17 protein-coding genes are annotated in these 13138 nt (G+C 75.6%); 6 read left to right on the plus strand and 11 right to left on the minus strand.

The genetic code is table 11. The annotated features are described in order from the left end of the window. Positions 1-28 precede the first annotated feature (28 nt). The 3 genes from ACIPYS_RS05240 to ACIPYS_RS05250 form a co-directional block, all read right to left on the minus strand. Positions 29-214 carry a hypothetical protein gene (locus tag ACIPYS_RS05240; protein ID WP_400743323.1) on the minus strand — a complete coding sequence of 62 codons (186 nt, stop codon included), beginning with the start codon at positions 212-214 and terminating at the stop codon, positions 29-31. Next, positions 211-1215 (minus strand): hypothetical protein, encoded by a 1005-nt coding sequence (locus tag ACIPYS_RS05245; protein ID WP_400743326.1) that lies wholly within the window; start codon positions 1213-1215, stop codon positions 211-213. The genes ACIPYS_RS05240 and ACIPYS_RS05245 overlap by 4 nt, the downstream gene beginning before the upstream one ends. 115 nt (positions 1216-1330) lie before the next feature. Beyond that, positions 1331-2038 carry a TetR/AcrR family transcriptional regulator gene (locus ACIPYS_RS05250; RefSeq protein WP_400743329.1) on the minus strand — a complete coding sequence of 236 codons (708 nt, stop codon included), beginning with the start codon at positions 2036-2038 and terminating at the stop codon, positions 1331-1333. A 95-nt stretch (positions 2039-2133) separates the two neighbouring features. On the opposite strand from ACIPYS_RS05250, the gene ACIPYS_RS05255 reads away from it, so the two are divergent. Continuing rightward, a complete protein-coding gene (locus ACIPYS_RS05255) occupies positions 2134-2826 on the plus strand; it encodes a DUF4386 domain-containing protein (RefSeq protein WP_093863371.1) in 693 nt (230 codons plus the stop codon). A gap of 49 nt (positions 2827-2875) precedes the next feature. Here ACIPYS_RS05255 and ACIPYS_RS05260 read toward each other — a convergent pair whose 3' ends face one another. After that, the gene (locus ACIPYS_RS05260) at positions 2876-3226 is read right to left on the minus strand and encodes a deoxyxylulose-5-phosphate synthase (protein WP_400743333.1); all 351 of its coding nucleotides are present in this window, start codon (positions 3224-3226) and stop codon (positions 2876-2878) included. A gap of 302 nt (positions 3227-3528) precedes the next feature. Here ACIPYS_RS05260 and ACIPYS_RS05265 point away from each other — a divergent pair, with 302 nt between their 5' ends. Then, on the plus strand, positions 3529-4341 hold the full coding sequence (locus ACIPYS_RS05265; protein WP_400743336.1) for a thioesterase family protein: 813 nt from the start codon (positions 3529-3531) through the stop codon (positions 4339-4341). 124 nt (positions 4342-4465) lie between these two features. On the opposite strand, the gene ACIPYS_RS05270 is transcribed toward ACIPYS_RS05265, so the two are convergent. Beyond that, on the minus strand, positions 4466-5122 hold the full coding sequence (locus ACIPYS_RS05270) for an NADPH-dependent F420 reductase (RefSeq protein ID WP_400743979.1): 657 nt from the start codon (positions 5120-5122) through the stop codon (positions 4466-4468). Positions 5123-5213: 91 nt separating this feature from the next. On the opposite strand from ACIPYS_RS05270, the gene ACIPYS_RS05275 reads away from it, so the two are divergent. Then, positions 5214-5636 (plus strand): winged helix-turn-helix transcriptional regulator, encoded by a 423-nt coding sequence (locus ACIPYS_RS05275; RefSeq protein ID WP_400743339.1) that lies wholly within the window; start codon positions 5214-5216, stop codon positions 5634-5636. On the opposite strand, the gene ACIPYS_RS05280 is transcribed toward ACIPYS_RS05275, so the two are convergent. The 3 genes from ACIPYS_RS05280 to ACIPYS_RS05290 form a co-directional block, all read right to left on the minus strand. Then, a complete protein-coding gene (locus tag ACIPYS_RS05280) occupies positions 5589-6374 on the minus strand; it encodes an alpha/beta fold hydrolase (protein WP_400743342.1) in 786 nt (261 codons plus the stop codon). The genes ACIPYS_RS05275 and ACIPYS_RS05280 overlap by 48 nt on opposite strands. A 55-nt stretch (positions 6375-6429) precedes the next feature. After that, the gene (locus tag ACIPYS_RS05285) at positions 6430-7074 is read right to left on the minus strand and encodes a YrhB domain-containing protein (RefSeq protein ID WP_400743345.1); all 645 of its coding nucleotides are present in this window, start codon (positions 7072-7074) and stop codon (positions 6430-6432) included. Between the two features lie 109 nt (positions 7075-7183). After that, complete coding sequence (locus ACIPYS_RS05290; RefSeq protein ID WP_400743348.1) at positions 7184-8023, minus strand: SDR family oxidoreductase; 840 nt, start codon at positions 8021-8023, stop codon at positions 7184-7186. 94 nt (positions 8024-8117) lie between these two features. Here ACIPYS_RS05290 and ACIPYS_RS05295 point away from each other — a divergent pair, with 94 nt between their 5' ends. Continuing rightward, positions 8118-8480 (plus strand): helix-turn-helix domain-containing protein, encoded by a 363-nt coding sequence (locus tag ACIPYS_RS05295; RefSeq protein ID WP_093863363.1) that lies wholly within the window; start codon positions 8118-8120, stop codon positions 8478-8480. A gap of 44 nt (positions 8481-8524) precedes the next feature. On the opposite strand, the gene ACIPYS_RS05300 is transcribed toward ACIPYS_RS05295, so the two are convergent. The 3 genes from ACIPYS_RS05300 to ACIPYS_RS05310 form a co-directional block, all read right to left on the minus strand. Beyond that, positions 8525-9091 carry a hypothetical protein gene (locus tag ACIPYS_RS05300; protein ID WP_400743351.1) on the minus strand — a complete coding sequence of 189 codons (567 nt, stop codon included), beginning with the start codon at positions 9089-9091 and terminating at the stop codon, positions 8525-8527. A gap of 161 nt (positions 9092-9252) precedes the next feature. After that, positions 9253-9690 carry a GNAT family N-acetyltransferase gene (locus ACIPYS_RS05305; protein WP_093863361.1) on the minus strand — a complete coding sequence of 146 codons (438 nt, stop codon included), beginning with the start codon at positions 9688-9690 and terminating at the stop codon, positions 9253-9255. Positions 9691-9829: 139 nt separating this feature from the next. Continuing rightward, positions 9830-10519: a methyltransferase gene (locus tag ACIPYS_RS05310; protein ID WP_107452694.1), complete on the minus strand. Its 690-nt coding sequence runs from the start codon at positions 10517-10519 to the stop codon at positions 9830-9832. Positions 10520-10713: 194 nt separating this feature from the next. On the opposite strand from ACIPYS_RS05310, the gene ACIPYS_RS05315 reads away from it, so the two are divergent. Together ACIPYS_RS05315 and ACIPYS_RS05320 are read left to right on the plus strand one after the other, a co-directional pair. Beyond that, positions 10714-11493, plus strand: coding sequence for an SDR family oxidoreductase (locus ACIPYS_RS05315; RefSeq protein WP_400743355.1), 780 nt, complete (start codon positions 10714-10716; stop codon positions 11491-11493). A 433-nt stretch (positions 11494-11926) separates the two neighbouring features. Beyond that, the gene (locus tag ACIPYS_RS05320) at positions 11927-13114 is read left to right on the plus strand and encodes an ROK family protein (protein ID WP_400743358.1); all 1188 of its coding nucleotides are present in this window, start codon (positions 11927-11929) and stop codon (positions 13112-13114) included. Positions 13115-13138: the final 24 nt, after the last annotated feature.

Here is a 13138-nt window from a genome sequence, read left to right on the forward strand (position 1 = left end):
TCACCCGCAACAGCTTCCACCCACCTGCTCACCCTCCGAACAGGAACACCAGCGCCCCGAGCACCACCAGCATGCTCCCCCCGAACGCCGACCCGGCCCACAGCGCGGCCTCGGTGGCCCGCGCCCCGAGCCGGGTGCGGAGCACGAACACCAGCAGGGCGGAGACGGTGGAGAGGAGGACGGCGACCAGCAGCCAGGGCAGTCGGGCGCTCATCGGTGGCTCCCGGTCCGATCGAAGGAACGGCCCCGCGTCGCCCTCGCCGTCAGTGCGACGGCCGCATCCCGGGCGCGACCCGACTCCTCCGCGGTCAGCCAGTACGGGGCGTCGGCGTCGGCCGTTCCCGCCGCCATGGCCAGCCCGGCCAGGCAGGCCACGGCCGCGTCCCGGGCGGGCGGCAACGGCCTCCCGTTGCCGCCCGCCCAACGGCGCCCGTGCAGGTTCTCGTCGAGCAGGGCCAGCATCGCGAGAACCAGATCCCGGAACCGGTCCACCTCCTTCGCCCCCGTCCAGCCGCCGCGAGTGAACCGGCCGCCGAGGTGCCACACCGAGTCCCCTGGCGCACGCGGGACTTCGACCAGTTCGACCAGGTAGTCATGGTCGAGGTCGGACGGCATGTCCTCCTGGGGCCGCCTCCGGAGCCAGGACCGGAACGACACGGCGATCGGATAGGGCTGTACGGCCTCCAACAGTTCGACCAGCCGGTCCAGTTCATGGACGGCCTCAAGCATCGGCAGGAGGCATCTGGCCGGCCAACGGTCGTCCCGGGATCGCGCAGCGCATCGCAGCAGCACCGGCAGACGCAGCACGACGAAGGCGAGCGAACCGCACACCTGCTCGCGGACCCACTCCGGGATTCGGTCGGGCAGTTCTCCCCCGGGCCACCGTCGACCGAACGGGGAGGTCCGCACGCCTCTTCCGACCGCGCGCAGCAGCCGCCGAACGGATTCCCCGTCCTTGCTCTCGAACTCCAGGTGGGCCGCGATCACGCCGACCAGCTCGGAGATCGTGTCCTGCGCGTCGTTCGCGCGGAACATGCACCCGGCCGCCCAGGTGCCGCCCGGAGCCGCGGTCGCTTCCAGGACATCCTGCAGCGGTTCGACGACCAGCAGGACACAATCCACGGCGGCCGCCCGCAGATGCGACGGCATCGCGTCGCCGAAAGTGTGTCGCGGCATCGTGCTTCCCTCTGGCATGCGCCGCCCGTGCCCCGGCACATGCTCGTGGGCACGGTGGACCGAGGGTGATCGCGATGACTCAACTTCCGGCCGTCACAGGCGTCGTGGGCACGGGCCACAACGCACAGCCGCGGCCGTCGCCACGGCCGTGGCATCACTGTACGGCACGGCGGACCCCCGTGGAGGTCCAACCGGCCAGGTGCAGACGCTCGATGCCGTCGAGCAGGACGTCCAGGGCGAACTCGAACTCGAACTGGTCGTCGCAGCCGCCGCCGACCGCCGCGCCGTCGCCCTCCGCATGGGCGGCGGTGGCGGCGACCTCGGCGATGTGCGGGTAGCGGAGGGCCGGTCGGGGATCGGGCGGACCCGCTTCCGGGCCCGGGGAGGCGTCGAAGAGTTCCTGGGTGAAGCCCAGCAGACGTCCGCCGAGGGCGTGCATCGCGTGGTGGGCGAGGTCGACGGAGAGACCGCCCGCCCGGAACAGGCCGATCACCGCGTCCAGGTGGCCGAGCACGGCAGGGGGCGGCGCCGGCAGCGCCTCGATCACGCGCGGCGCCCACGGGTGGCGGCGCAGCGCCCGGCGGGCGGAGAGGATGCGCTCGCGCACGGCGGCCTTCCAGTCGGCGTCGGCGGCGGGCGGCTCGATCCCGCCGACGACGGTGTCGACCATGCCGGCGAGGAGTTCCTCCTTGTTGGCGACGTGCTTGTAGAGCGCCATCGGCACCACACCCAGGTCCTGGGCGAGTTTGCGCATGCTCAGGGCGTCGGTGCCGCCCGCCTCGCGGTCGGCGAACGCCACGGCGGCGGCCAGTACGCGGTCGCGGTTCAGCGGGGTGCGGCGCGTGCCCTCGTTCTCGCCCATCTCCGGTTCCTCCCTCGTCGGCTTGACGAGTGTACGGCGTACGCCTACCGTGAGCGCCAGGTGTACGCCGTACACCCGAGGGTGGCCGAGAGGGGATGGTTCTGGTGAAGGCGACCGGGGACAGGTACACGGCGGTGGTCACGGGCGTCCTGTTCCTCGTGACCGAAGTGGCGGCCGTCGCCGGGATGCTGCTGTACCGGCCCGCGCTGGACGGCGCCGCGTACGCGGCCGGGTCCGGTGCGGACGGCCGGGTGGCGGCGGGGGCGCTGTGCGAGGTGGTGCTGGTCCTGGCGGTGATCGGCACCGGGGTGTCGCTCTACCCCGTGCTGCGGCGCCGGCAGGAGGCGCTGGCGCTCGGCTACGTCTGCGGGCGGCTGCTGGAGGCCGCGGTGATCACGGTCGGCCTCGTCAGCATGCTCGCCGTCGTGACCCTGCGGCAGGACGCGGGTTCCGGGGCGGCCACCGCCGCCCGCGCCCTGGTCGCCGTCCACGACTGGACGTTCCTGCTCGGCCCCAACATCGTCCTGGGCGCCAACTCGCTCGCCCTGGCGGTCCTGATGCACCGCTCGCGGCTGGTGCCCCGCCCCGTCGCGCTGCTCGGCCTGGTCGGCGGCCCACTGATCCTCGCCTCGGCGGTGGCCGTGCTGTTCGGCCTCTACCCGCAGGTGTCGACGATCGGTTCGCTGGCCGCGCTGCCGGTCTTCGCCTGGGAGGTCACCCTCGCCGTCCGTCTCCTCACCAGGGGCTTCACTCCGGTGGCCGGGCGCCCGGCGGTCCTGGCGGGCTGAACCCCGTACCCTCGCGCGGGAGGTCGGCACACCCGACCTCCCGCGCCGCTCACCGGGCCGTCCGCTCCCACGGGACCTCCCGGTGCAGCAGCGCCCGCGCGAGCGGTTCGCCGGAGCGGCGGGCGTAGAGCGTGCGCTCACGCACCTCGTGCCGGGTGCGGGGCCGGTAGCCCGGGCCGCCGCAGCAGCCCTTGTGGAAGCCGATGCCCGCGTTCAGCAGCAGTGCGAGGGTGCGCCAGGCCGCGGTGTCCCGACGGGGCGGCGCCGCGAAGGCGGAGCCCGCGTGGATCAGCGCACCGGCGCAGCGCGGACAGCGCCGCTCCTCCGTCCACCAGCCGTACGCCTGCTTGTAGGAGGCCCGGCAGGGCAGACAGACGAAGGAGGTCCTGCTGTGAGCCATGGACCCCAGCCTACGACCCGCCCCTCCTCCCCCTCGACGGCTTTTCCGGCACCGGCCCGGTCCCCCGGGCCCCCGGGTCGGCCGGCTCCCCGAAGCCCATCGCGCGGGCCCGTGCGACGACGGCCCCGAAGTCCGCGCCGGGCGACAGCGCCTCGACCGTCCGACGGGTCAGCGGCGCACCCGCCAGGACCGCCGGCACCGCCGCGCCCACGAGCGTGTGCGGGAGATCACGGCGACCGGGGCCGCCGGGGAAGCCTACGATTCGTGACCGATGCACCTGTCCCGGCCGAGGAGCGGATCCCTTGAGCAGCAGCGACCTCGCGCGTGAGAGCTACTACCAGCGAACCGGCGCCCGGACGTTCAAGCCCACCGCGCACGCGGGTGGGGCGTGGAGCGCCGACGAGCAGCACTTCAGCCCGCTGGCCGGGCTGGTGGTGCACGCGATCGACCGGTGGCTGGCGGAGCGCCCCGGCGGCGACGGCGGGCTGACGCTCGGGCGGATCGGCTACGACATCCTCGGCCGCATCGCGCTCGACGAGTGCGAGATCACCGTGGAGTCCGTCCGGCCGGGCCGGACCATCGAACTCCTCGAGGCGACCGTGGTGATCGGCGGACGGGCCGTGGTCCGGGCCCGGGCCTGGCTGCTGGCCACCCTGGACACCTCGGCCGTCGCCGACAGCCCGGTCGAGCCGCTCCCCGCGCCGGAGGAGCTCGACCCGTGGGCGATGGACGAGGAGTGGAACGGCGGCTACGTCGCCTCGGTCGACCTCCGCCGGGTGCCGCCGACCCGCCGCGGCCGCACGGCGGCCTGGATCTCCTCCCGGACGGACCTGGTCGCGGGCGAACCGAGCAGCGCGCTCGCCTCCTTCGTCGCACTGGTGGACACCGCGAACGGCATCGCCGTGCAGCAGGACCCGGCCGAGTGGATGTTCCCCAACGTCGATCTGACCGTCCATCTGTTCCGGCAGCCGCGCGGCCCCTGGACCGGTCTGGACACCACGGCCAGCTTCGGTCCGACCGGCCAGGGCCTCACCAGCAGCGTGCTGCACGACGTCGACGGCCCGGTCGGCCAGGCCGAACAGATCCTCACCGTCCGCCCGCAGCCGCCCCGGTAGCCGGCAGGTACCCCGGTGGCCGGCTGTTCCCCGACGGTCGGCCGGTCCCCGGTGGCCCGCCGGTCCCCGGTCGTCGGCAGGTTCCCGACGGCCGCCGTCGCGTCGGCTCAGCCGTCGCGTCGGCTCAGGTCGCCGCCGGGTCGCCGGCGGCGTACGCGAGTGGCGGCGCGATCGCCTGGGCGTCCGCGCCCTCCCCGACCCACAGGCCGATGAACAGCGCCGCCGTCGCCTCCAGCAGGCCCGCACGGTCGAGTCCACCCGCCGCCACCGGCAGGCAGCCCGTGTCCCGCACCAGCCGGGACACCCGGGCGACGGCCGCCGCGTCGTCCCCGCACAGCGGCACCGCCAGCGGCCTGCCGTCGAAGACGGGCGGCCGCATCCGCCACACGTCCTCGTGGCAGAGGTTGAACGCCTTGACCACCTCGGCCCCCGGGGCCGCCGCGGCCAACTGCCGTGCCGCCGACGGCCCGCCGTCCGTCAGCAGCCGGAAGCCGGGGCCGACGGGGTTGGAGCAGTCGACCAGCACCGTGCCGTCCAGTTCCGCGCGCAGCTCCCGCACCACCTCCGCCCCGGCGCCGTAGGGCAGCGCGGCCAGCACCACCTCACCGGACGCCGCCGCCGACCGCAGCCCGGCGGCCCTGGCGCCGCCCCCGATCCGCCGGGCGAGGCGCGCCGCGGCGGCCGCGTCCCGCCCGCCGACCGTCACCTCGTGCCCGGCCCGCGCCCAGTGGGTCGCGAGCGCGTCCGCCATGTTGCCCGTGCCCAGCACGCCGATCCTCATCGCACCGGTACTCATCACGCCGTCCTCCGTGTCGTCGGGAACTCCCCGTCCCCCGCTGACGCTAGAGAACCCGTCGGGCACCATTCGGTACGTGACGACCGAAGCCTTCCTCGCCGACTGCCGTGCCCGCCTCGCCTTCGACCTGCTCTCCAACACCTGGAACGCCGTGGTCCTCCGGGCGCTGCGCGACGGCCCCCGGCGCCCGGTCGAGCTGCGGCAACGGATCGGCGGGATCAGTTCCAAGGTGCTCACGGAGACCCTGCGCCGGCTCCAGTTCAACGGCCTGGTCGACCGCCGGGCGCTGCCCGGCGCCCCGCCCCGCGTCGAGTACCGGCTCACCGGACTGGGCCGCAGCTTCCTCGGGCCGATCGAGGCCGTGGGCGCCTGGGCGTTCGAGCACGGCGACGAGGTGATGGCCGCCCAGGAGCGCGGCGAGGCGGAGCGGGGGCCGGCGGGAGGCGGGGCCTCAGCCGGCCAGGAAGGGCAGCAGGACGGCGGTGAGGGCCTCGGGTGAGTCCATGGCGACGAGATGGGCCGCGTCCGGGAACTCGACCAGGGTGGCGCCCGGGATCTCGGCGGCGTACCGGCGGGCGATGTCCCGGAAGTCCGGTACCTCCAGCCCGCCGACGCCCACCAGCGTGGGAACGGCGACGGCGGACACCTCGCGGTCGGAGGGGCCCTGCGAGTGCTCGCCCACGACGGACTGGTTGACCAGTGAGGTCCGCATCGGCTCGCGCAGCCGGTCGGCCAGTCCGTCGGCCACCCGGTCCCAGCCGCGGGCCGGGCCGCGCAGCCACATGTCGAGGTTTACCCGGACCGCGGCGTCGAGGTCGCCGGCCTCCAGCGCGGCGGTCTCGGCCTCGTCGTACGCGACCATGTCGGCGGACCAGCCGTAGCCGGGCCACGGTGCCGCGAGCAGCGCGAGGGAGTGGACCCGGTCCGGGTGGGTGAGCGTGAACTCCACGGCCACCCGGCCGCCCCAGGACGCACCGACCAGCCGGACCCGGTCGAGGCCGAGGTGGTCCAGCAGGCGCAGCAGGTCGTCGGTCTCGCGGAACGGCCCGGTCGGGGGCGCGGACTCGCCGAAGCCCCGCAGGTCGTAGCGGACGACGGTGTGGTGCTCGGCGAGCGCGGGCACGACGGCGTCCCACATCCGGTGGTCGGCGACACCGGCGTGCACGAGGACGACGGGCGGTCCGTCGCCGGAGACGACGTAGGAGAGGTGGCCGAGCTCGTCGGGAAGAGTGATCATCCGCGCATCGTCGCAGCTCGGGCCTGTCCGTGGCCAGCCAATTCGATGCCGGTGACTACGGCTCGACCGGCCCGGACGGCGCCTCGACGGGTCCGGACGACGTGTCAGCAGGTCCGGACGGCGTTCCGACCGCTCCGGACGGCGCCTCGACGGGTCCGGACGGCGCCTCGGCCGGCCCGGCCAGCGTCTCGACGGGCCACAGCGGCCACCTCGGCGCCTTGCGGGTGAGGCTCGCGAGCTCCTCCGGCGGTTCGGCACCGTCGCGCACGGCGGTCAGGTAGCTCCTCGCCTGCCGGAGGCTCAGCCCGGGGGCCCGCTTGCGCAGGTGCCCCATCGCGGCGACGGCCCCGGCGGACCGGGCGAGAGCGCGGACCTCGGCGGCCAGCGGATCGGGGCGGCGGACCCCCTTGACCTGGAGGAGGTAGTGGTCCTCCCAGCCCTCGTCGTCATCCCGGGCGTTGGGGACGAAGTGCAGACTGCCGTCCTCCCGGTCGACCAGCACATGGCTGCCGCCGCCACCGAAGCCGAACCGCGCGTCCCCGGTCCGGACGAAGGCCGCGCTCTCCCAGAACGCAAGCCAGCCGACGCTGTGCTCCTCCACCGCGTAGACGGCCGGCTCCGGCATCGGGCCGCCGCCCGGCCACTCCATCACGGCCAGGTAGGACTCGACGAGTTCGATCGCGCGTTGCCTGCTGATCACGTCCCCATCGTGCCGGACCGGTCAAGTGCCTTTTCCCGGACCCGAGGTGCGGCGCGCGCACGCGGCCCGCGCGGGACGTCGGACGGGCCGACGTCCCGCGCGAACCCGCTCAGCGGAAGGCCTCGACATGGCGCTCGGCCCAGTCGGCGAAGGACCTCGGGTCACGGCCCAGCACCTCCCGCACACCGGGGCCGATCCGCAGTTCGGCCGCGCTCGGGGCGCCGAGGATGTCGAGGGTGTCGTCCGCGAGCTCCACCGGCATGCTCCGGGCCATCGCGGCCGCGGCCTCCGCGCGGGACAGCTCCTGGAAGCGCAAGGGCACCCCCAGCGCGGCGGAGAGCGCCGCCGTCTGCCCGCGCGGGCTGATCACCTCCGGGCCGGTCAGCTCGTGGACGCCGCCGACGTGCCGGTCCTCCAGCAGGCAGGCGGCCGCGACCTCGGCGATGTCCCCCGGGTCGACGACCGGCGTCGCGACGTCACCGAACGGGGCCGCGACGAACCGCCCCGTCCGGATCGACTCGGCCCACCACAGCGTGTTCGAGGCGAAGCCGCCGGGCCGCACGATCGCCCACTCCGGCACGGACGCCCGGACCAGGTCCTCCAGCGCGCGCATCGCGATCCGGGTCGGACCGAACGGCCTGGTCACCACGCCCTGGGTGGAGAGCAGGACGATCCGCCGGACCCCGGCCGCCGCCGCCCGGCCGACCAGCTCGGCCGGGGCTCCGCCCGGACCGTGCAGATCGCCCGAGAGCAGCAGGAACAGGGCCTTCGCCCCCGTCAGCACCTCCTCCAGCGCGGCCGGGTCGGCCAGGTCGGCCGTCAGGCGGCGGACACCGTCCGGCACCGGCGCCGGGTGCCGCGACACCGCCGTCACCTCCGCGCCCGCCGCCGCCAGCGCCCGCGTCAGCGGCCTGCCGATGTTTCCGGTGGCCCCGGTCACCACGATCATGGTCAGCTCCTCGTTCGTTGCCCCGTTGGGACTTCCGACGCTAGAGCTGCCGGCTCACCGTTCGTAAGGACATACCCCGGGGTAAGCTCCGGACATGACGGAAGGTGTGCAGCTGGACCGGGGTGCCGTCGGCAAGCGCTATGAGGTGTTTCACACCGACTGCGCGGCCCGCGACACGGTCGACCACGTGACCAGCCGGTGGGGCGTCTGGGTGCTGATCGCCCTGGAGGGCAACGACCTGCGGTTCTTCGAACTGCGCGACAGCATCCGGGGCATCAGCGAGAAGATGCTCGCGCAGACCCTGCGGGCGCTGGTCCAGGACGGCCTGGTGTGGCGGGTGGTCGAACCGACGACACCGCCCCAGGTCACCTACGGGCTCACCGAGTTCGGCCGGGACGTCGGCGAACCCCTGCGGGACCTCCTCGGCCGGATCACCCGCCGTCTCGACCGGGCCTGATCACCGGTCCGTCCGACCGGGACCGGTCACCGGGCCGGGACCGGTCACCGGGCCGCCCCGGCGCCCTCCCGGCGCCGCCCCCACACCCACGCGCCGCCGGCCACCAGCACCGCCGTGCCCAGCGCGTAGGCGGGCAGCCACCGGGTCGTCGTCGCCGACAGGCAGTCGTCGACGGCGGTCCGGGCCTGCTGCTCCTGCTCGTACGCCAGCGCCTCGGGGTCGGCCGCCGCCAGGTCCGCCAGCGCGGCCCGGGTGTGCAGGCTCTCGTACCGGCCCGCCTGCGCGCAGCTGTCCCGGGTGCCGGGCATCGGGAAGAGCCGGTCCCAGCGCTGCAACGCCGGGGCCAGCGCCAGCGCCACGCACAGGCCCACCACCAGCGAGTACGCCGCCAGGTTCCACCCGAAGCCGGCGGCCGGGGCACCCGGCGCGCGGACCGGCACCCGGCCGAAGGCCAGCACCACCACGAGCAGCGTCAGCCCCAGGTAGGTGGAGAACCACTGCCACGAACCCTCCGCGAGCGAGAAGGCCAGCACCACGCCGAGCGCCGTGCCGAGCACACCGGGGTCCGCGCCCCCGGTCTGCCCGGAAGCACCGCCACCGCGAACGCCCACGCGCCCTCCCGACTGCCGACCCGACCGGAGCGACCAGCCTCCCGTCCGGGCCCTCCCCCGGCGGCCGACACCACCTCGCCCCGATCCGCCCCCACCCGGACGGGTCAGTCGTCCGCCGGCGGGTCGGTCGTCCACCCGCGGGCCGGGCGGCGGCCGGCGGGTCAGTCCTCCGCCAGCGGCTTGACCCAGCGCGTCCACTGCGGCTGCGGCCCATAGCCGGCCCCCCGCCAGGTGCGGTGGCCGAGGGCGTTCCCGTCCAGCACCATGGCGTCCGCCCGTCGTCCGCCCAGGGCCGCGAAGCGCTCCTCGGCGGCCGCCAGCAGGGCCGCGCCGATACCGCGCCGCCGGTGCTCCGGGTCGACGGCGAGGCGGTAGAGGTGGCAGCGCCAGCCGTCCCAGCCCGCGATGACGGTGCCGAGCAGCACGGCCGGCTCGTCCGCCCGGACGGCCACCAGCAGGCAGTCCGGGTCGCGGGCGAGCAGCGCCGCCACCCCGTCGGCGTCGTCGGTGATGCTGGTGCCCTTGGCGGCGCGGGCCCACAGCGCGAGCACGGCCGGGATCTCCTCGGGGCCGGCCGTGCGCAGAATGAAGTCGATCATGGGCGACTGTCTACCAGGACCGGCCGCCGGCCGACCGTGAATTCCGGGGGCCGGACAGGAAGGCCGGACAGGAAGGCCGGACGGGCCGGCCGGAGTGCCCCGCCGACCGGGACCGGCCGGACGGGACCGGCGGGACGGGTCAGTCGCCCGCCAGCTGCCACACCGTCGTGGTCTTCAGCGCCGTGTCCTCCAGGTCCGCCACCACCGGCACCTCGTACGCCGCCAGCGCCGTGAACCGTTCGCGCGGCAGGTAGGCGCGGCCGGGGTCACCGACTATCACCACCGCGCCGCGCGCCCGGGCCCGGAGCAGGAAGGGCAGGAACCGGGCCGCCATCGCCCGCTCGTAGAAGACGTCCCCGGCCAGCACGACCTCGGCCGGCCCGCCGTCGCCGTCCAACAGGTCCTCGACCGCCGCGTCCACCCGGACGCCGTTCGCCGCCGCGTTGACGCCGATCGCCGCGACCGCGTAGGCGTCGATCTCGGCCGCCCGCACCGACCGGGCACCGCGCAGCGCCGCCGCGATGCCGACCAGGCCGGAGCCGGCCGCGAGGTCCAGCACCGACCGTCCGGCCACCAGCTCCGGGTGGTCCAGCACGTACCGGGCCACCCCGACACCGCCCGCCCAGGCGAACGCCCAGAACGGCGGCGGCAGGCCGCGCTCGCCGCGCGCCGTCTCGGTGGTCTCCCACAGGGTGATGGCGTCCTCGGCCATGTGCAGGCGCACCTCCGGCACGAACGGCACCGGGGCGATCCCGGTCTGCGCGCGTACGAAGTCCTCGTCCGACAGCATGGCCGCCCCCGGACCGGCCGGGTGTGTGTCGCTCAGCATGCGGAGCAGCATACGGGCCCTGAGCAGGTGCTCCGCACCATCGCCGACCGACCGCGAGCCGACCGTGAACCGGCCGTCCCCACGGCCGCGTTGACCCCGGCCCGACTCGGCCGGATCCCGACCCCGGGACGGCGCGCCGGGCGGGTAGGTTCTCCCCGGAGCCGGTGTGCGGCCGGCCGGGAGCGGGGGTCACGGTGTCGGACAAGGTGCTGGCGGGCCGCGCGGCGGTCGTCACGGGCGGTTCGCGCGGGATCGGGCGGGCCGTGGTGGAGCGGCTGGCTGCGGACGGCGCGGACGTGGTGTTCGGGTACGCGCACGACGACGCGGCGGCGGCCGAGGTGGTCCGGGCGGTGGCCGCGAACGACGCGGCCGGGGCCGCCGGTTCCGCCGGGTCCGGGCGGGTGTTCGCGGTCCGGGCCGACCTCGGCACCCCGGAGGGGCCGGAGCTGCTGATGGCGGCCGCCGAGGAGGAGCTCGGCGGGCTGGACATCCTCGTCAACAACGCGGCCCGCGCCGTCACCCGGGCCCCGCTCGCCGAGACCGACCCGGCGGACTTCGACGCCACCATGGCCGTCAACGCCCGCGCGGTGTTCCTCACCCTGCGGTACGCGGCGCGGCGGATGCGCGACGGCGGCCGGATCGTCAACATCTCCTCCCTCAACACCCGCCGTCCGATGCCGGGGCTCGCCGCCTACCTGGCCGGCAAGGGGGCGCTGGAGCAGCTGACCGAGGCCGCGGCGGTGGAGCTGGGGCCGCGCGGGATCACCGCCAACACCGTCTCCCCCGGACCGACCGAGACCGAGATGCTGCGCTCCGTCAATCCCCCGCACGCGCTGGAGACGGTGGCCGGGCTGACCCCGCTGCGGCGGCTCGGGCAGCCGGCCGACGTCGCGGACGTGGTCGCGTTCCTGGTCGGCCCGGACGCGCGCTGGGTCTCCGGGCAGAACGTCGGGGCGACCGGCGGCCTGCGCTGAGCGCCCCCGGCCGCCGCTGAGCGCCCCCGGTCCGCGCCGGGCGCGGGTCCGTACCGCGCGGGTCCGTACCGCGCCGCGCCGGCCTCCGTGCCAGGCCGGACCGGCTCCCGCGCGGGTCCGGCGCGGCTCTCGCGCGGGCCCGGTGAAGCCCGGATCACGCACCGCCACCCAGTGCGTACCATTTCGATACCGAAACCGGGATGAGCTGGGAAGATGCTCGCCGGTCGGGCCCGGCCCCCGGTAGCATCCGGCACAGGCCGTCCGGCCCGGCGCAGGCGCCGCAGCGCCGCCGTGCCGGTCCGCCGGGCGGCGGACACCCGCGGGCCCTCCGGGGGCGGCCTCCGGCACCACAGCCCGGCGGCCCCGGCCGGCCGTGCCCGCGTCCACGGCACGCGCGCCAGGGCAGTCGCGCGGAACGGCGAAGGGCAGCGTCTTGGCGGATCGACTCACCGGTGGCGACTCCTCACTACTGCGGCGGATCAACGCGGCGGTGACCCTCCGGGCACTGCGCGAGGGCCATGCGGTGACCCTGACCAAGCTGGTCGGCGACACCGGGCTCTCCCGCCCCACGGTCGAGGGCGTGATCGAGGGGCTGGTGGAGACCGGGCTGGTCGCCGAGGTCGAGCAGCCGCCGCAACCGGACGGCCAGCCGGGCGCCGGGCGGCGCGGACGGCCGGCCCGCTGGTTCCGGTTCCGGGCCGAGGCCGGACACATCCTCGGCATCGAGATCGGCGTCCACGACATCCGGATCATCCTCGCCGACCTGGCCGGCGTCGTGGTGGGCAGCCACTTCAGACCCGTCGAGGAGACCCTGGACGCGGAGGAGCGGCTCACCGCCGTCCGGTCCGTGGTCGCCGAGGTGCTGCGCAAGGCGGGCGTCTCCCGGGACAACCTGTGGGCGGTCGGCGTCGGCACCCCGGGCATCGTCGACCGGGACGGCACGGTGCAGCTGGGCACCGCGATGCCCGGCTGGACCGGCCTGGACCTGGGCGCCCGGCTGCGGCGCTCGTTCCGCTGCCCGGTGATGATCGAGAACGACGCCAACCTCGCCGCGATCGCCGAGCACTGGCAGGGCGCGGCGGTCGGCGCCGACGACGTGGTGTTCGTGATGGCCGGCCTCAGCCCGGGCGCGGGCTCGCTCATCAACGGCCGGCTGCACCGCGGTTTCGGGGGCGCGGCCGGCGAGATCGGCGCCCTGCACCTGCTCGGCCAGGAGGTGACGCCGGAGCGGCTGCTCTCCACCACCGGCAAGCCGCTCAACCCGCTGGACGAGGCGGCGGTGGCCCGGGTGCTGAAGCTCGCCCGCGAGGGCGACGAGGTGGCGCAGGTCGCCACCGACCGCTTCCTGACCCGCCTGGTGCAGAGCGTCGCCGCGCTGGTCCTGGCCATCGACCCGCAGCTGGTGGTCGTCGGCGGCTGGGCCGCAGGCCTGGACGGCGTCCTCGACCCGCTGCGCGAGCGCCTCGCCAGCTTCACCCTCCGCGCCCCCGAGGTGGCCCTGGCCGCCCTCGGTTCCGAGGTGGTCGCGATGGGCGCCCTGCGGGTCGCCCTGGACCAGGTCGAGGAGCAGCTCTTCGCCGTCAACCCGCCGACGGGCGAGAACGGTTCGGCCCGCACCTGAGCGGCCCCGGCCGGGGTCCGAGCG

The organism is Kitasatospora sp. NPDC089913, from assembly GCF_044748625.1.
Classification (GTDB): Bacteria; Actinomycetota; Actinomycetes; order Streptomycetales; family Streptomycetaceae; genus Kitasatospora.